Raw genomic sequence first — 21,960 nt, forward strand, 5'->3', positions numbered from 1 at the left:
GGTTTGTGCCGTCGTCGGACAGTCAATCCTGGTGACGAGTCACCCCAGACCCCGGTGGCGATCATCACCACAGCCCCGGAGGCAGCACTGTGACCGCCACTGTCCAACATTCCGCCCCGACGTCGTCAAGCGGTCCCGAGCCGATGGTGTCGGGAGAGCAATCCGCAGGCCACGCCGCGCTGGTCAAGGTCTTCGCGATCGTTCCGCTGCTGGCTCTTGTCGCGGCCGTGCCGATCGCCTGGGGGTGGGGGCTTGGTTGGGTCGACGTCGGTCTTGCCCTGTTCTTCTACACGCTGACCGCGCTGGGCGTGACCGTCGGCTTCCACCGCTACCTGACCCACGGTGCGTTCAAGGCCAACCGCGGTCTGCGGATCGCCCTCGCCGCGACCGGCAGCATGGCCATGCAGGGACCGGTCATCGGCTGGGTGGCCGACCACCGCCGCCACCACGCCTACGCGGACAAGGAGGGTGACCCGCACTCACCCTGGCTGTTCGGCACCGGTCCGGTGGCGCTGGCCAAGGGATTCTGGCACGCCCACATGGGCTGGCTGTTCAACCGCGAGCAGACCAACCAACGCCGCTTCGCTCCCGACCTGCTCGCCGACCCCGACATCCGGCGCATCGACCGGCTGTTCCCGGTGCTCAGCACCGTCACCCTGCTCGCCCCGGCCGTGCTCGGCGGGCTCATCACCATGTCCTTGTGGGGCGCGCTGACCGCGTTCTTCTGGGCCAGCCTGGTCCGGGTCGCGCTGCTGCACCACGTGACCTGGTCGGTCAACTCGATCTGCCACATGATCGGCGACCGGCCCTTCGACGCCCGCGACAGGTCCGCCAACTTCTGGCCGCTTGCCATCGCCTCCATGGGCGAGTCCTGGCACAACTCCCACCACGCCGACCCCACCTGCGCCCGGCACGGTGTCCAACGTGGACAGATCGACGTCTCGGCGCGGATCATCTGGATCCTTGAGAAGCTCGGCTGGGCCACCCGGGTCCGCTGGCCGCGACCCGAGCGCCTGGCCCGCAAGCTCAAGGCACCGGCGCCGGAACCCGCGGCGTAGGAGCATCCCCCTGGCGGGCGCGTGTAGCGTGGGGGTATCCGGACACGGTGACATTCCGTTTCGAAGTGCCAGCCACGCCGGCAATCCAGAAAACGGGGTCATGACATCCGTCCTTCATCGCGCCCGCGCCGGCTCATGATCGGCTCGAACGGCTGACCAGATGCGAAATCCGAGGGTCACCGCGATCCTGACCGCGATCACCGACGTCCGGGTCCGGCGCTCCGCCCTGCCGGTCCGGCTGTGCGCCGAATGCCTGTCGGCACTGCCGGTCACCGGTGTCGCCATGACGCTGACGACCGCCGGCGGGAGGGTGCTGGCGGCCACGGACCCGCGGTGCCGCGCGGTGGACGAGCTGCAGCTCGCCCTCGGCGAGGGCCCCGGTCTCGAGGCCTCGGCCACCGGCCGGCCGGTGCTCCACCCCGAGCTGGCGATGACCGGCCCGAGCCGCTGGCCGAAGTTCTGCAAGACCGTGCTGCCCATCGGCGTCCGTTCCCTCTTCGCCTTCCCGCTGGGCGTCGGTCCGCACCGCCTCGGATTCCTTGGCCTGTACCGGGACACCCTCGGGCGGCTCACCCGACCCGAGCTGGTCGACGCCCTCAACTTCGCCGACGCCGCCAGCGTCGTGCTCCAGCACCTGCAGGACCACTCCCAGCTCCACGGTGAGCGGCCACCCGTGCGGTGACCCGGCGGTGATCGTGGCCGGCGCAAGCCAAGCTCAATGGCCGTCCCGGATCCTGGATTCGGCGATTGGCGGGGTGGGTATCCGGCCGGCAGACGATCGTCGAGTCGGGGTGGTGGGCATGGGTCGGGATGCGCGGGCGACCGCGGGGCGGTTGGTGACGCTGGCGCGCGCGGGGGAGTGGGATGCGGTGCGGGGGTCGCTGAGCCTGCTGGCGTATGCCGGGGGTGGGCCGCAGGAGCGGCTGCGGCACATCGTGGGGGAGTTGGTCGAGGCGAGCGCGTCGATGGTGATGTGGCGGGCCGCGGGAATGGGGTTGAGCGGGACGTTCAGCGCGGACTTACGGCGCGCCGACGAGTCGTTGATCGACATCGACGGGGTCGACCCGCCGGTGCGCGCGTTGATCCGGGCGATGCTGGCCGCGGTGAACGGCTGCCCGGAGGACGCGGCCGATCAGGTGGCGCTGGCGCTGGCCGGGGGTCAGCAGGCCAGCGTGGAGGTGGTCGTGCTGGCGCTCAAGTGGACGGTCAGCGCGCTGGAGTGGTGTGCCGACGAGGCGCGGCCGGAGTGGCTGGACCGCCAGGCGAGCTGAGCTGGTGGACACGGACAGCGACCGATCGGACACGAAACGTCGGAGCGGGAAGAATTCCCGGTGCAAGATCAGCCACCGCGCGGTTCGCGGCTTAGCATGAGCGGACCAACCTAGTGTGCGAGGTGTGGTGTGGCGGCGGCGGCAGCGGCGGAGCCCGGGTTACCCCCGGGTGAGCGAATTCGGTTGTACCGGCGACGAGTCGGGCTGACCCAGGAGCAGTGCGCGCAGCTGAAGGGCTGCACGGTCTCGGCGTGGCGCAAGTGGGAGTCCGGCGAGCGGCAGGTGGCCTCGTTCTCGGACTGGATCGAGATCGCGCGGATCCTGCGGGTGCGGGACCTGTACAAGCTGACCGGGCTTCCGGTGGGGGAGCTGCCCGAGGAGCCGACCGAGCACGACACGGTGCCGGCGATCCGGGCGGCGATGGTGTCGTTCAACCCGGTGCTGACCGACGAGCCGAACGTGCGGCGGCTCGGCGAGGCGGTGGAGACGGCCTGGGACATCTGGCAGGACCGGCGGCCGTTCACCCAGCTTGGCACGATGCTGCCCGGGTTGATCACCGAGGTGCGGGCCACGATTCCCGTCGTGGACGGGCCGGACCGGGACCAGCTGCTGCGCACGGCCTCGATGCTGTACTTCCTGACCCGGGCGTTCACCAAGCGGGTCGGCGCGCACGACGTGTCGCTGCTGGCCGCGGACCGGGCGATGGCCGCGGCGATCAAGGCCGACGATCTGGACTACCGGGCGGCGGCGGCGTGGAACGTCGGGATGATCCTGGCCGAGCAGGGGCACACCGAGGAGGTCGCCGAGCTGGCCAGGGACGCCGCCGCGATGCTGGAGCCGACGCTGCCGTCGGCCCCGCTGGAGCGGATGAGCATCTTCGGCGCCCTGCATCTGTTGCGCGCCATGCAGTTCGCGCGGTTGGGCGACGAGCACGGGGTGGTGCAGGCGTTGGAGATCGCCGACCGGGCGGCGGCGAAGGTCGGCGACCTCCGCAACGACTTCCGCACGGTGTTCGGCCCGACCAACGTCGGCATCTACCGGGTGTGGCTGGCGGTGGAGCTGTCCAAGCCCGGCGAGGCGATCCGCGCCGCGCAGCAGTGCGACGTCACCGCGCTGCCCAGCGTGGAGCGGCGGTTCTCCTATTTCGTCGAGCTGGCAAGGGCCTACAGCGTGCGCGGCGAGGACGTCGCCGCGGTCCACATGCTGCTGCGGGCCGAGCGCGAGTCGGCCGAGGAGCTGCGGTTCAACGTGGACGTCCGGGCGATGGTGCGCGAGCAGCTGCGCCGGGAGAACTCGTTGACCCGCACGGAGCTTCGGCCGCTGGCGGATCGCATGGGAGTGCTCAGCTACTGAGGCGGTGTCGGGGGTGCCGAGTCCGCGGCTGGAGCCGCTCGAGCTGACCGAGGCCGAACGCCGGACGCTGCGGGACTGGGCGCGGGACGGTGCGGGTCCGCTGGCGGTGCGGGCCGCGATCGTGCTGGCGTGCGGGACGAGCGCGAAGTCCAACACCGCGGTCGCGGCCGAGCTCGGGGTGTCCCGCGACATGGTGCGCACCTGGCGTTCGCGGTTCCTGCGGCGCCGGCTCGCCGGGCTGGCCGACGAGCCCCGGCCGGGGCGCCCGCGCACGATCACCGATGATCAGATCGAGCTGGTCATCCTGACCACGCTGCGCCGGCCGCCGCCGAATGGCGACCCCCATTGGTCCACCCGGTCGATGGCGACGCTATCGGGATTGTCCCAATCGGCGATATCCCGAATCTGGCGGGCCGCCGGGCTCAAGCCGCACCTGCCGGAGACCTGGACGCTGACCACCGATCCGGAGTTCGTCGAGCGGGTCCGGGACGTGGTGGGCCTTTTCCTGGCTCCGCCGGACGCCGGGGACGCGGTGGGAAGGCGGTGGGCGGGTCAGAACGTGCTGGCGCTGTGCGTCGAGAAGCCGACTCCGGCGCGGGCGACCGGCCCGGCGGATCCGTTCCGGTCGGTCCCGCCGACAATGGCCGGCTCGTTTCCGGCGCTGGATATCCCGGCCAGCTTGGCGATCGCCGATCCGCACGAGGAGCTCCTGCGTTTTCTGCAGACCGTCGACGCGGCGGTGCCGGCCGAGCTGGAACTGCACCTGATCTGCGACAATGACGCCATTCACCGGTTGCCGGCGGCAAAGAAATGGCTGTCGCGGCGGTCCCGCTTCCAGGTACATTTCATCTCGGCCGGCGCCTCCTGGCTCAACCTGGTGCAGCGCTGGCTGGCCCGGCTCGCCGATCGCGGCGCCGTCGAGACCGCCGTCCGCCGGTGGATCGACACCCGGGACGCCGACCCGAAGCCGTTCCTGTGGACAAGGACCGCGGACGAGATCCTGTCCGCCCTGGCCACCCCGCTGCGGCCGGACTAATGACTCACACTCCTAGTAGCTGCCACGTAGGGGGTCAGCGCCACGTCGGGTGGCGCACTGTCGTACCACCGGTCGTGTCAGTTACCGACAAGTAGCATGTTTAGGTTAATCACCGTCGATCATCGGGTGGGATCGGTGATCGGCACCGGATCCGTCAAGGAAAGTGGGCGATCGGCATCGAGTGGGTGACGGTGCCGATCGCCTGTCTCTCTAATACCACGGGCGGATTCGGTGGCGGTATCTCCTGGCGCTCGGGGCTGAACGGGATTGGAGACCGTGATGCCGATCACCAGCGAACCGAATGCTCGCGCGCCCGTTCCGCGATGGTGGCGGCGTGGCCGTGGAAAGCTCGGCCTGGCACCGGGAATCGAGCAACACGTCGGCGGGCTCTTGCCAATGCCCGCACTGTCGGGCATCCCGGTGGGCGACGAAGAACCGCCCCAACCGGCGCTTGACGCACCACGCTGAATCCCCGTCATCCACAGTAGACAATTCATAACTCTCGCCCGCGTCGTTTTCGGGCGGAGCTGAGTCGTCGCGCGCAACTGTCCGGACTAGACCATGCGGAAAGAAGGCCACGCAATGACCACCGGCGGCTACTCGAGACGGGGCTTCCTGCGGGATGTCGTTCTGGTCAGCGGCGGCGCGCTGGTGCTGGGGGCGTGCACCTCGACGCCGGTCGCCCAAACGGGAGCGTCGGCCGGTCGCGGCGGCCGCGCGATGGCCGGCCTGCCCGATGTGCAGGGCGCCGAGCTGATCATCGATCCGGCCAGGTTCCCCAAGACGTTCCGGGAGGCGCCCGAGCTCGCCAAGCTCGTCGCCGACGGCAAGCTCCCGCCGGTCGCCGAGCGCGTCGGGGCCGAGCCGCTGGTGCTCAAGCCGGTGGAGGGCGTCGGTCGCTACGGCGGCCAGATCCGCCGCGGGTTCGTCGGGCAGGGCGACTGGCAGAACGCCGTCCGGTTCTGCTCCGGTCCGGACAGCCTGCTGTACTGGGACTACAAGTTCGAGAACGTGGTGCCCAACATCGCCCGCGCCTTCGAGCTCAGCGACAACGACACGGTGCTCACCCTGCACCTGCGCAAGGGCATGCGCTGGTCCGACGGGCACCCCTTCACCGCCGACGACATCGTGTTCTGGCGCGAGGACGTGAGCCTGACCGCCGAGCTGGGCTCCGGCTCGTCGTCGATGCGCATCGGCGGCGAGCAGATCAGGGTGGAGAAGGTCGACGACCTGACCGTGCGGTTCGTGTCGAAGGTGCCCAACCCGCTGCTGCCGGAGCGGTTGGCCGGGTGGACCGACGTCGCCGGCATGGTGGCGACCGGGCACCTCGGCGGGGGCGGGTTCATGCCGAAGCACTACCTGTCGCAGTTCCACCCGAAGTACTCCTCCGTGGACGCGGCGAACAAGCTGGCCGCCGAGGCCGGGTTCAAGGGGTGGGCGGCGTTCTTCCGCAACCAGGCGTCCTGGCACCGCAACCCGAACCTGCCCACGGTCACGCCCTGGGTGCTCACCCGGCCGATCAGCAACCCGCCATGGGAGTTCGGGCCGAACCCGTACAGCATCTGGGTGGACAACGAGGGAAACCAGCTCCCGTACATCGGCAAGATCACGATGGGCAACATCGAGAACACCGAGGTGCTCGGCCTGCGGGCGGCCGCGGGCGAGTACGACATGCAGGACCGCCACCTCGGCGTGACGAACCTGCCCGTGCTGCTGGAGAACGAGAAGCGCAGCGGCTACACGATTCACCGCGCCCCGTTCACCGAGCTGGACTGCGGGATCCGGGTGAACCTGGCCTACGAGGAGGACAAGGAGCTCGGCGAGCTGATCCGCACCGTCGAGTTCCGCCGGGCGCTGTCGATGGGTATCGACCGGGGCCAGGTCAACGAGGCCTTCTTCCTCGGCACCTGCACCCCGTCGGCGACGATGGCCGCCGAGGGCAGCATCTACGACCCCGGCCCGGAGTGGCGCACGAAGTGGGCGACGCACGATCCGGCGCAGGCGAACTCGCTGCTCGACGGCATCGGGCTGACCGCGAAGGACAGCGCGGGCTACCGGCTGCGCAAGGACGGCAATGGCCGGATTCGCCTTGACTACCAGGCATTCCCCGGCTTCGCCGACTTCATCGGGATCGGCGAGATGATCAAGCGGCAGTGGCAGGCGATCGGCATCGACCTCAACGTGCAGGCCGCCGAGTCCAACCTGCTCATCCAGCGGGCCACCGCCAACCAGCTGATGCTGTCCGGGCAACAGGTCGGCACCGACGACCCGTTCCTCAAGGCGGACACGTTCCTGCCGACGATCACCAACAACTACCCCGGGATGATCGGCATTCCGTACGCCCAGTGGTTCGCCTCCGGCGGCAAGCAGGGCAAGGAGCCGCCGGAGTCGATGAAGCTGCTCAAGGACGCCATGGCCCTCTACGAGAAGGGTCTGTCCGAACCGGACGACGCGGAGCGGGTGCGGATCGGCAAGGAGCTGTACAAGATGCATGCCGACCAGGTGTGGTCGATCGGCATCGTCGGCTTCGGACTGGCGCTCAACGGCGTCTACCTGACCAACAACAACCTGCGCAACGTGCCGGCGCGGGTGGTCAACTCGCTGCACATGAAGAGCATGAACAACACCTATCCGATGACCTTCTTCTACGCGTAGGAGGGGCGGGGACCACAGTGCTTAGCTACATCGGGCGGCGGCTCGCCCTCGGCCTGTTCACGGTCTGGGCGGTCTCGGTGCTGGCCTTCCTGATCATCCAGCTGCCACCGGGAGACTTCGCCACCACCCGGCTGGCCGAGCTCGCCGCGGCCGGCAACCCGTCCGCCGTCTACGAGGCGGAGCGGCTGCGCGCCGAGTACGGCCTCGACCAACCGATCTTCGTCCAGTACTTCACCTGGATCGGTCAGGTCATCCAGGGCAACCTCGGCATGTCCTTCGACTGGAACCGGCCGGTCGCCGACGTCATCGGCGACCGGTTGCTGCTGAGCATGGTGGTCTCCGTCGCCGCGATCATCTTCACCTGGGCGGTGGCGCTGCCGATCGGGGTCTACTCCGCGGTCCGCCGGTACTCGGTCGGCGACTACACCTTCACCTTCCTCGGATTCCTCGGCCTGGCGATCCCGAACTTCCTGCTGGCGCTGATCCTGATGTACCTCGGCTTCGCCGTCTTCGACGCCAACGTGGGCGGCCTGTTCTCCCCGGAGTACGAGAGCGCGCCGTGGAGCTTCGCCAAGGCCTGGGATCTGCTGAAGCACCTGCTGCTGCCGGCGGTCGTGCTCGGCATGACGGGGACCGCGCAGCTGGTCCGCATCATGCGCGCCAACCTGCTCGACGAGTTGAAGAAACCGTACGTGATCACGGCGCGGGCCAAGGGGCTCTCCGAGCGCCGCATGGTCGCCAAGTACCCGGTGCGGGTGGCGCTCAACCCGTTCGCCAGCTCAATCGGCTTCCTGTTCCCGCAGGTCGTCTCCGGCGCGATCGTGGTGTCGATCGTGCTGAGCCTGCCGACCGTCGGCCCGCTGCTGCTGCGGTCGTTGCAGGCCCAGGACATGTTCCTGGCCGGGGCCATCGTGCTGCTGCTCGGGGTGATGACCGTGATCGGCACGTTGATCTCCGACCTGGTGCTCATGTGGCTCGACCCGAGGATCCGACATGCCCGATAACGCCACCCTGACCGCGAGCCAGGACGAGGAGCGGATCTCCGTAGCCAGCCAGCGCCAGCTGATCTGGTGGCGGTTCCGCAAGCACAAGCTGGCCATGGTCGGCGGCATCATCGTGCTGTTCTTCTACTTCGTGGCGCTGTTCGGCGACTTCCTGTCCACATCGGACCCGCTCGCCTCCGAGGGCCAGCGGTCGATGATGCCGCCGCAGTCGGTGCACTTCTTCGACAACGGCAGCTTCTCCCCGCACGTCTACGCGGTGCGCGGCGAGCGCGATCCGATCACGCTGCAGCGGCACTACACGGTGGACCCGAACCAGAAGATCCCGGTCCGGCTGTTCGCCTCCGGCTACGAGTACAAGCTCTTCGGCCTCATTCCCACCAACATCCACCTGATCGGAACGGAGGGGACCCGCGCCGAGGAGTCGCTGTTCCTGTTCGGCACCGACCAGCAGGGCCGCGACATCTACTCGCGGCTGATCCACGCTACCGGCACGTCGATGTTCATCGGCCTGGCCGGGGTGGCGCTGAGCATCATGCTGGGTGTGGTGCTCGGCGGGATCTCCGGCTACTACGGCGGCGCCGTGGACACCGTGATCCAGCGGCTGATCGAGATCCTGCGGTCCATCCCGGTCATTCCACTGTGGATGGGGCTGGCCGCCGCGATGCCGAGGGAGTGGAGCGTCACCCAGGTGTACCTTGCGCTCACGGTCATCCTGTCGATCATCGGCTGGACCGAGCTCGGGCGGGTGGTCCGCGGCCGGATGATGCAGATCCGCGGCGAGGACTTCGTGACCGCGGCCGAGCTGGTGGGCAGCCGGCCCCGCCGGATCATCTTCAAGCACATGGTGCCGCTGTTCGCCAGCCACATCATCGCCGCCACCACGCTGGCGCTGCCGCTGATGATCGTCGCGGAGACGTCGCTGAGCTTCCTCGGGCTCGGGCTGCGCCCGCCGGCGATCTCCTGGGGGACCATGCTGCAGCAGGCCCAGAACGTGCAGGCGGTGGCGCTTTCGCCGTGGATGCTCCTACCGGTGCTCCCGGTGATCGTGGTGATTCTCGCCTTCAATTTCCTTGGTGACGGCCTACGAGATGCGGCGGACCCTTATGACCTCTAGCAACGTTGCTGCCCGCGAGCTGATCAGCCCGCCGCAGGACGAAACCACGCTGCTGTCGGTGCGCGACCTCAAGACGCACTTCTTCGCCGACGAGGGAACCACTCGCGCCGTGGACGGGGTCAGCTTCGACATGGCCGCCGGCAAGACGCTCGGCGTGGTCGGCGAGACCGGCTGCGGCAAGAGCATCACGGCGCGCTCGCTGCTGGGCATCATCTCCCCGCCGGGACGGATCATCGAGGGGGAGATGCTGCTCCGGCGGGACAGCGGCTGGGTGGACCTGGCCAAGCTGCCCCCGAACGGACCGGAGATGCGCGAGGTCCGCGGCGGCGACATCGGCCTGGTGTTCCAGGAGCCGATGAGCTCGTTCAGCCCCGTGCACACCGTCGGCGCCCAGATCATCGAGGCCGTGCGGCTGCACTGCGAGATGTCCAAACAGGACGCCGAGAAGCGGGCCTTGGAGCTGCTCAGGATGGTCGGCATCCCGCGGGCCGAAGGCGTGCTCAACGAGTACTCCTGGCAGCTGTCCGGCGGCCTGCGCCAGCGCGCGATGATCGCCATGGCGCTGGCCGGCCAGCCCAAGCTGCTGATCGCCGACGAGCCGACGACCGCGCTGGACGTCACCACCCAGGCACAGATCCTCGAGCTGATCCGCGGCCTGCAGCGGCAGACCGACATGGCGATCATGCTGATCACCCACGACCTCGGCGTCATCGCGGAGATGGCCGACGAGGTCCTGGTCATCTACCTCGGCCGGGTGGTCGAGAAGGGCCCGGTCGAGGAGATCTTCGCCGCGCCGCGCCACCCGTACACCCGGGCGCTGCTCAACTCGATCCCCAGCGCGCACGCCGTGGCAAGGGGCAAGCTTCCGGTGATCGCCGGCTCGGTGCCGCACCCGTTCAACCGGCCGTCGGGCTGCGCGTTCCACCCGCGCTGCCGGCACGCGGTGGAAGGCCTGTGCGACAAGGCGGAGCCCGGCACCACGGCCATCGCCCCGCGCCACGAGGTGACCTGCCACCTGTACGACGAGGCGGTGTCGCCGGCGTCGGCGATCCCGGTGCCGCTGGCCGAGCTGCGCGTTGCCGAGCCGGTCAAGGCCGAGATCACACCGGCCACAGTGGACCGTACGGACCTGCCGGTGCTCCTCGACGTGCGGAAGCTGACCAAGTTCTTCCCGATCCGGTCCGGTTTCCTCGGCCGGGTGCGGGCCAGGGTCCGCGCGGTGGACGAGGTCTCGTTCGACCTGCGCCAGGGCGAGACCCTCGCCCTGGTCGGCGAGAGCGGCTCCGGCAAGACGACCGCCTCACGCGCCATCCTGCGGGCGCTCGACCCCGACTCCGGCGAGATCCTGTTCCGCAAGTCCGGCGGCGAGACCGTGGATCTGGCCAAGCTGTCCCGAAAGCAGGTCCGCCCGCTGCGCTCCGAGCTGCAGATGATCTTCCAGGACCCGCACTCGTCGCTCAACCCGCGGATGACCGTGCTCGACATCATCGCCGAGCCGTTGCTGGTGAACGGTGTCGGTACCAAGCAGGAGCGCACCGAGCGCGTCGCCGAGTTGCTCAAGCTGGTCGGCCTGCGGCAGGAGTACATGCGGCGGTTCCCGCACGCCTTCAGCGGCGGCCAGCGCCAGCGCATCGGCATCGCGCGGGCCCTGGCGCTGAACCCCCGGCTGGTCGTCGCCGACGAGCCGGTGTCCGCATTGGACGTATCGGTGCAGGCCCAGATCCTCAACCTGCTGCTGGAGTTGCAGGATCGGCTCGGGCTGACCTACCTGTTCGTCTCGCACGACCTCAGCGTGGTCAAGCACATCAGCGACCGGATCGCCGTCATGTACGTCGGCCAGGTCGTCGAGCTCGGCACCCGCGACGAGGTCCTGTTCACCCCCCGCCACCCCTACACGTCGACCCTGCTGGCAGCCGTCCCCCGGCCCGACCCCACCGCCCGGCTCGCGTTCAGCCCGCCCCGCGGCGAGGTCGCCGACCCCACCAACCCACCGAGCGGCTGCTATTTCCACCCCCGCTGCCCGTTCGCCACGGAAGTCTGTCGAGTGGAGCGCCCGGTCTGGCAGGAGATCACTCCCGGCCGCCGTGTTCGCTGCCACCGAGCAGCCGAGCTCGACCTCCCTGGCATCACGATCGGCCAGGCGGGGTAACCGAGGCCGGGGACGATCTGGCAGGGAGATCGCCCCCGGCCCCCCGACTTCCACGCGTCAGTCCGGGCAGGCCCACGACTCGGGTCAACCCCACCAACCCCATAGCTTTTCCGCGCAGGTGCGGCTGGCAAACCGTGACAGACTTACCGCATGAAGGGCTGGGTGCTGGTGACGATCGGCGCGGTGTGCATTCTGATCGGCGGCGTCTGGGCGCTGCAGGGGATGGGGGTGATCGGCGGCAGCTTCATGACGGACTCGCCGACCTGGCTGGTGATCGGCCTCGTGGTCGCGGTCGCCGGCCTGGTCGCGATCATCGTGGGCGCGCGCGGCCTGCGCCGGCCCGCCTGAGCGGACCCGCGAGCAGCGCCCGGCTTCGGTCGTCACCCCAGGTCGACAACGGGTCCACGTAGGGCCGGAGGAGCGCGACCAGCTCCGCGTCGCCCCGGTTGTCGAGCTCGTCCGAGGCGATCTTCCGGGCGATCCCGGCGAGGTAGTCGGCGATCTGCACTCGGGGGTCGTCCCGGGAGTCGACGAACCGCAGGCCGGCCAGCCGGCCGGCCGCGGGGAGCCGCATGATCCGCTCGGGCGACAACCCCGGCTGCTCGTCGTGGACGAGGGACACCGGTGTGCCGTCGGCACTCCAGTAGTCGATGGCCCTGGCGAGGGCCGGGATCATCGGATCCATCGGCGGCGTGGTCGCCGGGTCGTCGAGCAGCAGTGCCCGGAAGGCCTCCACCCGCGGCCTGGCCCGCCGCAGCCGCTCCATGATCTGACGAACCGGGCTCGGAGCGGCGCGCAGCTCGTCGACCGCGCCGAAGAACGAGTCCACAGTGGTCGGCACACCGCGCCGGTTCTTGACCCGCAGCACGGTGTTGAACGAGTCGAGAAACGCCGCCCAACGCTCCCGGCCGAACACAAGCGGCCCGTCGCGATACAGGGTCACGGCCATCTCCCGGTCGCCGTCGAGCAGCTCGACGATCCGCTCGACCACAAGGAAGGCCTTGTCGATCAGGTGCACGTGCGCGCTGCCGTCGATCGGCCCGGACGGCTCGAGAAGCCACTCGAGGACCGCCCGGTGCTTCCGGCGCAGCAGGTGGTTCGCCTTGTACTCCGACGCGGGAGAACCGATGCGGCGCCGGACCTCCCGCACCCACGCGGTGGCCGCCTCGGCGTCCAGCAGCACGCTGGCGTGGGCGAAGACGTCGGTCTCGCCGCCGATGAGCTTCTCGCCCTCCGAGCCCGACTCGTCGCAGGCCACCTCACGCATCCTGGCGAGCCTGCCAGATCACCACCATGGGAGTCGACTCGGTTACCTCGGCGTCGGTGGATCCGGACGATGACAGGTTTATGTCACAGGGGCCGCAGGAACATCCAGGAGGTGGACCGGCCGGGGACGCCGTGGCAGCTCACGTCCCGCCGGGTCAGCAACGTCAGGGCCAGGCAGCGGCCCAGCGCGCGCTGGCCGAAGGCGTTGGGGTGCAACGACTCGTTGAGGTCGCCCTGTGCGGCCAGGTCGATCCAGCGCATCCACTCGTTGGTGGCCTCGTTCGGCGTGCCGTCGGACTGGGTGGCCGCGGCGGAGCACAGCTCGTGCCCGCGGAAGGCGTCGCGCACGTCGAGGAACTGCACGCGCCGGTCGGCGGCCACCAGCCGCAGGTTGTTGGAGATCTGCTGGGCCAGGTCCCAGTCGGCGTCGGCGTTGAGGATCGGGCAGCCGCCCACCGCCTGCCGCTCCGGGCCCTGCTCCGGGTAGCGCAGGTCGGCCGCGCGGGCCAGCGGGATCGGGTAGGACTGCAGGATCAGCCGGTAGGACCCGTCCCGGTAGCCGACGGCGGCCAGGGTCGCCCGGATGTCGTCGAGGGTGCGCGCCACCGCCTCGCGCATGGCCGGCATCCGCGCATCGATGACGGCCTGCTGGGTGGTCCGGCACGGCGGCCCCGCGGTGAGGTAGGCGACCACGCAGCTGGTGACGATGTCGGCGAAGCCCAGATCGTTGCCGCCGATGGACAGCACGACGGCGGTCACCCGGTTGGCCGCGGCGATCAGGGCCAGCTGGTCGTTCTGCGGGGCCTCGCCCTTGAACGGCACCCCGCCGGCGCTGGACCGCAGCACGTTGGCGGTGGTGGCGCCGGAGCAGGCCAGGTTGATCGTCGTGCGCGGCGGCAGCCGGAAGACGTGGTGCACCTCGGCCACGTCCGAGCGGTGGCACCCGTTGGCCGCGGTGGCGCCGTACACGATGGCCGGGTCGTACGTCGGACCCGTTGGCGTGTCGACGAAGGCGCGGTCGGTGCCGTTGCGGTCGCCGGCCGAGTCGGCGGAGTTGCCCTTCCACCGCCCGGCCTCGCCGGAGATGTAGGAGTCGCCGAGGCTGACCACCGCACCGGTGCGCGGCACCCATCCCGGCGCGGCGGGGGACACGGCCGGAACGGCCACCCCCAGCCCGATTGCCGCCAGCAGAACCGATATCCGTGCCACACCGCGAGTTCCGATCACGAGGGCGCAGTGTATTGACCGGTCCACCCGGCGACCACATATTCAGTTATGCGTTGTCGGCGGCGGGGCTGAGTAGCTGGGTGGCGGCCAGCTCGGCGTAGAGCGGGTCGGCGGAGACGAGCTCGGCGTGCGTGCCGACGGCGCGGACCCGGCCGGTGTCCATGACGATGATGCGGTCGGCCATGGTCACCGTCGACAGCCGGTGGGCCACGACCAGAACGGTGGTGGTGGCCGCGGCGTCGGCGATGGTCTCCCGCAGGGCCGCCTCGTTGACGGCGTCGAGCTGCGAGGTGACCTCGTCGAGCAGCAGCAGCCGCGGGCGGCGGAGCAGCGCGCGGGCGATGGCCACCCGCTGGCGCTCGCCGCCGGACAGCTTGATGCCGCGGTGCCCGACCGGGGTATGCAGTCCCTCGGGCAGCCGGGCCACCATCGTGTCGAGCCGGGTGATCGCCAGCACCGCGTCGAGGTCGTCGGCGCCGGCGTCCGGGGCGCCGAACACGAGGTTGTCGCGCAGGGTTCCGGACAGCACCGGCGCGTCCTGCTCGACGTAGCCGATGGCGGCGCGCAGCTCGGCAAGCGGCCAGTCCGCGAGGTCGACGCCGTCCAGCCGGATCCGCCCGGAGTCGGGTTCGTAGAACCGCTCTATCAAGGAGAAGACGGTGGTCTTGCCGGCGCCGGACGGCCCGACGAACGCGGTCATGCCGCCGGCCGGGACGGCGAACGTGACACCGTGGTGGACCTCGGGAAGCTCCGGGCGGTACCGGAACCGCACGGTGTCGAACTCGATCGACGCCGGGCGCGGATCGGGATTCCCCACAACCGTCTCATGTGGATTTGCCGGCTCGGCCGGCAGCGCCTCGATCTCCCGGATCCGCGCGATCGCGGCGGCCCCGACCTGGTACTGCGCGGCCACGTGGGCCAGCTCCCGCATCGGCGGCATCAGGTAGTACAGGTACAGCAGGAACGCCACGAGGGTGCCGACGTCGATGGCGCCGGAGACGACCCGGGCCCCGCCGAGGCCGAGCACCACGATGAACGACAGCTGGATCGCCAGCCCGCCGGTGTTGCCCGCGACCGCCTGCCACTTGGCCGCCCGGATCCCGCCGCGCCACGCCTCGGCCGCGGCCCGGTGCAGCCGGTCGCGCTCGCGCTCCTCGGCGCCGGACGCCTTGACCGTGCGCAGGTTTCCCAGCGCGCGCTCCAGCGCGGCGCTCATCTCCCCGACCGACTCCTGCGCCTGCTTGGCGGCCCGGGAGATCCGCGGCACCACGACCCCGACGACGACCTGGGCTGCGGTCAGCGCCACCAGGGTGACCGCGAGCAGCACCGGATCCAGCAGCGCCATCATCGTGACGGTGGTGATCAGCGTCAGGCTGCCGGTCACCGCCGACACCAGAGACTGGGTGCTCACCTCGCGCAGCAGGGTGGTGTCCGCGCTCACCCGCGACATCAGGTCGCCCGGCTCGGTGTCGTCCAGCGCCGGGATCCGCAGCCACAGCAGCCGCGACACCAGCTGCCGCCGGGCGACCAGCACCACCGACTCGGCCGTGCGCTCGAGCAGGAACGACCCGATCGCCCCGATCCCCGCGTTGGCCAGCACCAGCACGGTCATCAGCACGAGCAACCCGATGATCGTGGCGTCCGCGCTGAGCGCCTCGATCAGCTCCCGCACCACCAGCGGCAGCGCCAGCCCGGTCGCCGCGGTGGCCAGGCTCAACACGCCACCCAGCACCAGCGCCGCCCGGAACGGGCGCACATAGCCCAGCAGCACCCGCCACGCCGGCTGTTCGGTCCGCATGCTCATCCGCACCCCCGGTGTCCGTGACCAAGGGTGCACCATGGACCCCGCTCCATGGTCAAGCGAATATGCCCAGCGGCAGGTAGGCGCCGACGGTGTAGTTCGGCATGTCGACCAGCTGGCTGATCTTCAGATCGACGCACACGCTGCACAGCACGTAGGCCTCGGGGCGGCTCAGGCCGTGCTCGGCGGTGAGGTGGTCGATCGTGCCGCGCACCGCCGTGCGCGCGGCCTCGCGCAGGTCCGGCTCGCAGCCGACGGCGACGTGGTAGGGGCCGGGAATCGACAGCGGCCGGTCCGGCGTGACCAGCCGGGGCGCCGGGATCGGCGCGCCCCCGCTGATCAGGTTCAGGCGCACGGTCACCTCGGCCGCCGTCTCGATGCCGGTGCCGCACACCTCGCCGTCGCCCTGCGCGGCATGCGCGTCGCCGAGCGACAGCAGGGCGCCGGGGACCAGCACGGGCAGGTAGAGGGTCGCGCCGGCGGTGAGGTGCCGCAGGTCCAGGTTGCCGCCGTTGCGGCGCGGCGGGACGGTCGAGTGCTGGCCCGGCTCGTCCGGCGCGACGCCCATGATCCCGCAGAACGGGTCGATCGGGATCCGGATGCCCGGCCGCAGTTGCGTCTCGACTCCGCCGCGCAGGTCCCAGATGTGGACGTACGAGCCGGCGTCCTCGTCGAGGTAGTCGTTGAGCAGGCCGAGCCGGTCGGGATCGGAGCTGCACGCGGTGAAGCCCCAGTCCGCGACGTCGACGCGGAGAATCTCCACGGCCAGCGTGTCGCCGGGCTCGGCGCCGGCCACCGCGACCGGCCCGGTCAGCGGGTGGCCGCGGGCCAGGATCGCCGCATGATCCATTGTGGACTGTTCGGGGTAGGCGCCGGCGGAGATCAGCGCGAGCAGGTCCGGGTCGGCGCCGGGCTGGGCCAGCTCGTCGATCTCCCTTGCGATCCGGCCGTAGCTGGAGTCCAGCGTCTCGAACGTCACGGTGTCGCCGGGCCGGACGGTCAGCCGCGGCGGCAGCTCGTTGCTCCAGTAGGTGTGGACGCCGTCCGGCCCCAACCGGTGTGTCCGATGGTCGCTCCCGCGAGGCCAACCCGGCCACCCACCCGGGTCCCGCGTCCGCTCCTTGTCCGCCATCCCCTCGGCCCTTTCGTCGGCGAAATTGTATGCAGTATGGTCGAGTGTTCCCTGCTACGCCGCGGAGGGCGCCATGATTCGTTCCCGTGCTCGCGTCGGTGCCCGCCTGATCGCGGCGGCAGCGACGTTCTCGTTGGTACTGACCGGATGCGGCAAGATCGAGGATTCCGGTGGCCAGCAACCGCAGCAGCCGGCCGATCAGGACACGCGACCGATCAAGACCGGCGGCACGCTGCGCTTCGCGCTGGACGCCGAGCCGGACAAGCTCGATCCGACGCTGTCCCGCACACTGGTCGGCCGCGAGGTGTTCCAGTCGATCTGCGAGACGCTGTACGAGGTCGACGAGAAGCTCGAGATCGTGCCCAAGCTGGCCGCGTCGCTGCCGGAGGTGTCGCAGGACGGCAAGACGGTGACCATCAAGATCCGCACCGGGCTGAAGTTCGCCGACGGCACCACGATGGACGCCGCCGCCGTCAAGACCTCGCTCGACCGGCACCGCACGCTGACCGGCTCGGCCCGCAAGAGCGAGCTGGGGCCGATCACCGAGATCACCGTCGCCGACCCGGCGACCGTGACGATCAAGCTGGCCGAGCCGTACGCCCCGCTGACCGGCTCGCTGACCGCAAGCGGCGGGATCGTGATGTCGCCGACCGCGCTGGCCAGCGGCAAGGACTTCGCGACCGCCCCGGTGTGCATCGGGCCGTTCAAGTTCGCCACCCGGGTCGCCCAGGACCGCATCGAGGTGGTCAAGGACCCCAACTACTACGACGCGGACAAGGTCAAGCTGGACAAGATCATCTACCGGACCATCCCCGACGCCACCACCCGGCTGAACAACCTGCGCTCCGGCGACATCGACGTGATGCTCACGGTCAGCCCGATCAACGTCGACGAGCTCAAGGCGGACGGCAACCTGCGCCTGATCGCCAACGACAGCATCGGGTACCAGGGCATCACGATCAACATCGGCAACGCGGCCGGCAAGACCAGCGATCCCGCCCCGCTCGCCGCGCCGTTCGCCTCGCCGCTGTCCACCGACGCCAGGGTGCGGCGGGCGCTGATGCTCAGCATCGACCGGGAGGCGCTCAACCGCACCGTGTTCCGCGGGGTCTACACGCCGGCGTGCGGGCCGATCAGCCCGGCCAGCCCGCTGTCGTCCGACGCGGCGCAGGCCTGCCCGCCGCACGACCCGGCGCAGGCCAAGCGGCTGCTCGCCGAGGCGGGCGTGGCCACCCCGGTCAAGGTCAGCCTTACCGTGATCAACAATGCGGACGGCAAGCGGATCGGCGAGGCGATCAAGTCGATGGCCACCGAGGGCGGCTTCGACATCCAGCTCGAGCCGGTCGAGTTCGCCAGCGCGCTGGACGCCGTCGACGCCGGCAGGTACCAGATGTTCCGGATCGGCTGGTCGGGCCTCGTCGACGCGGACGGCAACATCTCCCAGTTCTTCCAGACCAAGGGCTCGCAGAACACCTCCGGCTACACCAACCCCGAGGTCGACGCCTGGCTCACCGAGGCCCGCCGCAGCCAGGACGTCAACAAGCGCCGCGAGCTGTACGGCAAGGTCATCACCAAGATCCACGAGGACGTGCCGATCATCTACCTGTACCGCACGAAGAACCAGATCGGCGTCAGCAACAAGGTCGGGCAGGTCCGGATGTTCAACGACTATCTCGTCCGCCTCGCCACCGCCGGATTCGTCGAGTAGCCCGCGGGGAGGAAATCGGGTAAACGGCAACTTTCCCATTGTTCCATGGGATTGTGGCAACGCTACGAGCATAAATAGTATCTGACTCGCGGCGCAGCCGTAGCCGCCTGACGCGGCGGGCTAGGCCCTTCTCCCCGGTTCGAGTCCGCCGCGTCATCCTTGCGTTCGGTCCGTGTAAGGGTTGTGTTCGGACGGGTGTGTGGGGCCCCGCGGTGGGCAAGACTGGGCGCATGGCTCCGCTCAGTGAACGTGCCGCGGTGCGGCGGCTGCTCGACCGGTTCGGGTTCGGCCCGCGGCCGGGCGAGCCGGATGCCGCCGGGGGCTTCGACCGGGCGGCGGACGCCCTGCTGTCCGCCACGGACGATCCCGCGGCGCCGGCGCCGCCCGCCCTTGCGCCCGAGCCCAAGCCCGGCAAGGACAAGCAGGCGCGCAGGCAGGCACAGGAGCAACTGCGGCTCGAGCAGGCCGCGCTGACCGTATGGTGGCTGGACCGGATGGTGGCCGCCGGTGTGCCGCTGGTGGAACGGCTAACCTGGTTCTGGCACGGGCATTTCGCCACCAGCGCGCAGAAGGTGCGCAGCGCCCGGCTCATGCTGGCGCAGAATCAGACGCTGCGCCGGCTGGGGCTCGGCGACTTCGCCGTGCTGGCCAAGGCGATGGCGGTGGATCCGGCGATGCTGATCTGGCTCGACGGCCAGAAGAACACGGCGAAGGCGGCCAACGAGAACCTCGCGCGCGAGCTGATGGAGCTGTTCACGCTGGGCGTCGGCAATTACACCGAGCAGGACGTCCGGGAAGGCGCGCGGGCGCTGACCGGCTGGAAGGTCGACCGGAACACGATCACCGCGAGCCTGGCCGGCAGGCAGCACGACGCCGGCGCCAAGACCGTGCTCGGGCACACCGGCGCGCTGGACGCGGCGTCGCTGGTCGACGTGCTGGTGGCGCAGCCCGCATCGCCCCGGTTCGTCGCGCAGCGACTGTGGTTCCGCCTGGTGAGCACCGCTCCCGCGGACGACGACGCGCTCGGCCGGCTGGTCGCCGCCTACGGGCCGGGGCGCGACGTGCGCGGGCTGCTGCGCGCGATCACCGCCGAGCCGGGCTTTCGCGACGAGCGCAGCACGCTGGTCAAGCAACCGGTCGAGTGGGCCGTCGGGCTGATGCGGGCGCTGCGGATCCGGCCGTCGGCGCTGCCGGAGGCCGACCGGACCAAGCTGCTGGCGGGGTTGCGCGGCATGGGCCAGGTTCCGTTCCTGCCGCCGAGCGTCGGCGGCTGGCCGTCCGGCGGCGCCTGGCTGACCACCTCCGCGGCCCTTGCCCGGCTGCAGGTGGCCCGGCTGCTCACCGCGCACGCCGACCTTTCCGCGCTGTCCGGCCGGGATCCGGTCGCCGCCGCCGGCGCTCTGTTCGGTGTGGACGGTTGGAGCGAGCGGACGGCCGCGGCGCTGCGCCGGGTGGCCGGGCAGCCGGCGCAGCTCGCCACGGTGGCCGCGGTCGCGCCCGAGTACGTCGTCAGCGGATAGAGCGTGGACGCGGAGGGGGATGGTGGGTGGGTGAGAAAGGATGTCTACTGTGGACAAGGTCACGCGGCGCCGGTTCCTGACGATGTCGGGGGTCACCGCGGCCGGTACGCTTGCCGCCGGCGCCACCCAGGTGAACTGGATGGACCTGCTCACCGCGGCGCAGCGCGATCCGCTGGCCCCGGGCGCCGGCGTGCTCGTCGTCGTCACGCTCTACGGCGGCAACGACGGGCTGAACACGGTGATCCCCGCCGCCGACCCGGCCTACCAGGACGCCCGGCACGAGCTTGCCTACCAGCCGGAGGAGGTGCTCGACCTCGGCGAGGGGCTCGGCCTCAACCCGGGCATGGCCGGCATGAAAAAGCTATGGGACGCAAGGAAACTGGCGATCGTGCGCGGGGTCGGCTACCCCGAGCCGGATCACAGCCACTTCCGCTCCATGGCGATCTGGCAGACCGCCTCCCCGGACCGGCCAGCCACGGCCGGCTGGCTGGGCCGCTGGCTCGACGCGACCGGCGACGACCCGATGCGCGCGCTGTCCGTCGAGCCGACGCTGCCCCCGCTGCTGGCCGGCGAGCGCGTCGCCGGCGCGTCGCTGCCGGAGTCGGGGCTGCGGCTGCCCACCGGGCCGCTCGGCGAGGCGTTCCTCGCGCTCGGCGCACCGCAGCCGGGCGAGGCCGCCGACGCCGCGCGGGCCGCCAGGTCGATCGCGGACCTGCGCGAGGCCGCCCGGCTGCTCGGCGAGGCGCGCGCCCGCCAGGACGAGGAGCCGCCCGAAGACGAGGAGCGCACCAAGGGTGCGTCCGCCGGTGGGCGCGGCGCGCTCGGCGCCCAGCTGGACCTGGTCGCCACCCTGATCGAGGCCGCCCTGCCCACCAGGGCGTACTCGGTGTCCCTCGGCGGTTTCGACACTCACGCCGACGAGCGCGGCACCCAGCAGCGGCTGCTCACCGAGCTGGACGCCGCGCTGTCCGGGTTCGTCGAGCGCATGCAACGCACGGACCGCGGGCGCGCGGTGGTGGTGCTGGTCTACTCGGAGTTCGGCCGCCGGGTGCGCGCGAACGCCAGCCACGGCACCGACCATGGCACCGCCGGCCCGGCGTTCCTGCTCGGCGAGCGGATCCGCGGCGGCTTCCACGGCCGCCAGCCCGGCCTGACCGACCTCGTCGACGGCGACCTCAAGGAGACCACCGACTTCCGCGACATCTACGCCACCCTGCTGGCCGGCGTGCTGGATGCCGACGCCGGCCGCATCCTCGCCGACCACCCCGGCCGGCTCGACGGAGTCCTCGCCGGCTAAAGGTCGGGCTTTCGAAAGTGCGCCGGGGCCGGCCGATCTTTGAAACTGCGCTGAGGTCGCCAATCTTTGGCGAGGACGGCCGATCTTGGCGAGGACGGCCGATTCTTGGCGAGGCGGCCGATCTTGAAACTGCGCTGGGGTCGACCGATCTTTGGCGAGGGCGGCCGCCACACGACGACAAGGGCAGGGCGAGGAACGAGCCCTGCCCGCAGGCGTCGTCAGCCGACCACCCACGCCACCCCACCACCCACCCCGGCCCGCAACCCCCAAGCAACCCGACCCGAGGCCGCTCGCCGAAGGCGACAGGGCGGCCTTGCCCGAGCTAGAAAACACAGCCGCCGACGGCCAGCTCCACGAACAGCACCGTGC

17 protein-coding genes are annotated in these 21,960 nt (G+C 70.5%); 13 read left to right on the forward strand and 4 right to left on the reverse strand.

What is annotated here, in order from left to right; genetic code table 11:
• Window positions 1–143: 143 nt before the first annotated feature.
• From VGX25_RS27155 to VGX25_RS27200, 10 genes are all read left to right on the forward strand, one after another.
• Window positions 144–1,058 (forward strand): acyl-CoA desaturase, encoded by a 915-nt coding sequence (locus VGX25_RS27155; RefSeq protein ID WP_326920745.1) that lies wholly within the window; start codon window positions 144–146, stop codon window positions 1,056–1,058.
• Window positions 1,059–1,218: 160 nt separating this feature from the next.
• Window positions 1,219–1,740, forward strand: a complete 522-nt coding sequence (locus tag VGX25_RS27160; RefSeq protein WP_326920746.1) for a GAF domain-containing protein — start codon at window positions 1,219–1,221, stop codon at window positions 1,738–1,740.
• A 118-nt stretch (window positions 1,741–1,858) separates the two neighbouring features.
• The gene (locus tag VGX25_RS27165; RefSeq protein ID WP_326920747.1) at window positions 1,859–2,329 is read left to right on the forward strand and encodes a hypothetical protein; all 471 of its coding nucleotides are present in this window, start codon (window positions 1,859–1,861) and stop codon (window positions 2,327–2,329) included.
• Between the two features lie 129 nt (window positions 2,330–2,458).
• Window positions 2,459–3,682 carry a helix-turn-helix transcriptional regulator gene (locus tag VGX25_RS27170; RefSeq protein WP_326920748.1) on the forward strand — a complete coding sequence of 408 codons (1,224 nt, stop codon included), beginning with the start codon at window positions 2,459–2,461 and terminating at the stop codon, window positions 3,680–3,682.
• A 13-nt stretch (window positions 3,683–3,695) separates the two neighbouring features.
• Entirely contained in the window at window positions 3,696–4,718 is a 1,023-nt protein-coding gene (locus VGX25_RS27175; protein ID WP_326920749.1) for a helix-turn-helix domain-containing protein, read from the forward strand.
• 582 nt (window positions 4,719–5,300) lie between these two features.
• Complete coding sequence (locus VGX25_RS27180; RefSeq protein WP_326920750.1) at window positions 5,301–7,373, forward strand: ABC transporter substrate-binding protein; 2,073 nt, start codon at window positions 5,301–5,303, stop codon at window positions 7,371–7,373.
• A 17-nt stretch (window positions 7,374–7,390) separates the two neighbouring features.
• Window positions 7,391–8,377 (forward strand): ABC transporter permease, encoded by a 987-nt coding sequence (locus tag VGX25_RS27185; RefSeq protein WP_326920751.1) that lies wholly within the window; start codon window positions 7,391–7,393, stop codon window positions 8,375–8,377.
• Window positions 8,367–9,491, forward strand: coding sequence for an ABC transporter permease (locus VGX25_RS27190; RefSeq protein ID WP_326920752.1), 1,125 nt, complete (start codon window positions 8,367–8,369; stop codon window positions 9,489–9,491). Before VGX25_RS27185 ends, VGX25_RS27190 begins: the two co-directional genes overlap by 11 nt.
• The gene (locus VGX25_RS27195; RefSeq protein WP_326920753.1) at window positions 9,481–11,640 is read left to right on the forward strand and encodes an ABC transporter ATP-binding protein; all 2,160 of its coding nucleotides are present in this window, start codon (window positions 9,481–9,483) and stop codon (window positions 11,638–11,640) included. Before VGX25_RS27190 ends, VGX25_RS27195 begins: the two co-directional genes overlap by 11 nt.
• A 150-nt stretch (window positions 11,641–11,790) precedes the next feature.
• Window positions 11,791–11,988, forward strand: a complete 198-nt coding sequence (locus tag VGX25_RS27200) for a hypothetical protein (protein ID WP_326920754.1) — start codon at window positions 11,791–11,793, stop codon at window positions 11,986–11,988.
• On the opposite strand, the gene VGX25_RS27205 is transcribed toward VGX25_RS27200, so the two are convergent.
• From VGX25_RS27205 to VGX25_RS27220, 4 genes are all read right to left on the reverse strand, one after another.
• Window positions 11,951–12,907, reverse strand: coding sequence for a DUF3800 domain-containing protein (locus tag VGX25_RS27205; protein ID WP_326920755.1), 957 nt, complete (start codon window positions 12,905–12,907; stop codon window positions 11,951–11,953). The genes VGX25_RS27200 and VGX25_RS27205 overlap by 38 nt on opposite strands.
• Before the next feature lie 83 nt (window positions 12,908–12,990).
• Complete coding sequence (locus VGX25_RS27210; RefSeq protein ID WP_326920756.1) at window positions 12,991–14,133, reverse strand: GDSL-type esterase/lipase family protein; 1,143 nt, start codon at window positions 14,131–14,133, stop codon at window positions 12,991–12,993.
• 46 nt (window positions 14,134–14,179) lie between these two features.
• Complete coding sequence (locus VGX25_RS27215) at window positions 14,180–15,931, reverse strand: ABC transporter ATP-binding protein (protein WP_326920757.1); 1,752 nt, start codon at window positions 15,929–15,931, stop codon at window positions 14,180–14,182.
• Between the two features lie 58 nt (window positions 15,932–15,989).
• Complete coding sequence (locus VGX25_RS27220; RefSeq protein ID WP_326920758.1) at window positions 15,990–16,988, reverse strand: acetamidase/formamidase family protein; 999 nt, start codon at window positions 16,986–16,988, stop codon at window positions 15,990–15,992.
• A 151-nt stretch (window positions 16,989–17,139) separates the two neighbouring features.
• Between VGX25_RS27220 and VGX25_RS27225 the strand changes: the two genes are divergently transcribed.
• The 3 genes from VGX25_RS27225 to VGX25_RS27235 all read left to right on the forward strand — a co-directional run bounded on the left by VGX25_RS27225 (window position 17,140) and on the right by VGX25_RS27235 (window position 21,591).
• Window positions 17,140–18,774, forward strand: coding sequence for an ABC transporter substrate-binding protein (locus VGX25_RS27225; RefSeq protein ID WP_326920759.1), 1,635 nt, complete (start codon window positions 17,140–17,142; stop codon window positions 18,772–18,774).
• A 230-nt stretch (window positions 18,775–19,004) separates the two neighbouring features.
• Window positions 19,005–20,294 carry a DUF1800 domain-containing protein gene (locus VGX25_RS27230; RefSeq protein ID WP_326920760.1) on the forward strand — a complete coding sequence of 430 codons (1,290 nt, stop codon included), beginning with the start codon at window positions 19,005–19,007 and terminating at the stop codon, window positions 20,292–20,294.
• A gap of 40 nt (window positions 20,295–20,334) precedes the next feature.
• Window positions 20,335–21,591, forward strand: coding sequence for a DUF1501 domain-containing protein (locus tag VGX25_RS27235; protein WP_326920761.1), 1,257 nt, complete (start codon window positions 20,335–20,337; stop codon window positions 21,589–21,591).
• Window positions 21,592–21,960: the final 369 nt, after the last annotated feature.

Origin of the sequence: Actinophytocola sp., from assembly GCF_035942955.1 — a bacterium.
In the GTDB taxonomy this organism is placed as follows: Bacteria; Actinomycetota; Actinomycetes; order Mycobacteriales; family Pseudonocardiaceae; genus DASYTH01.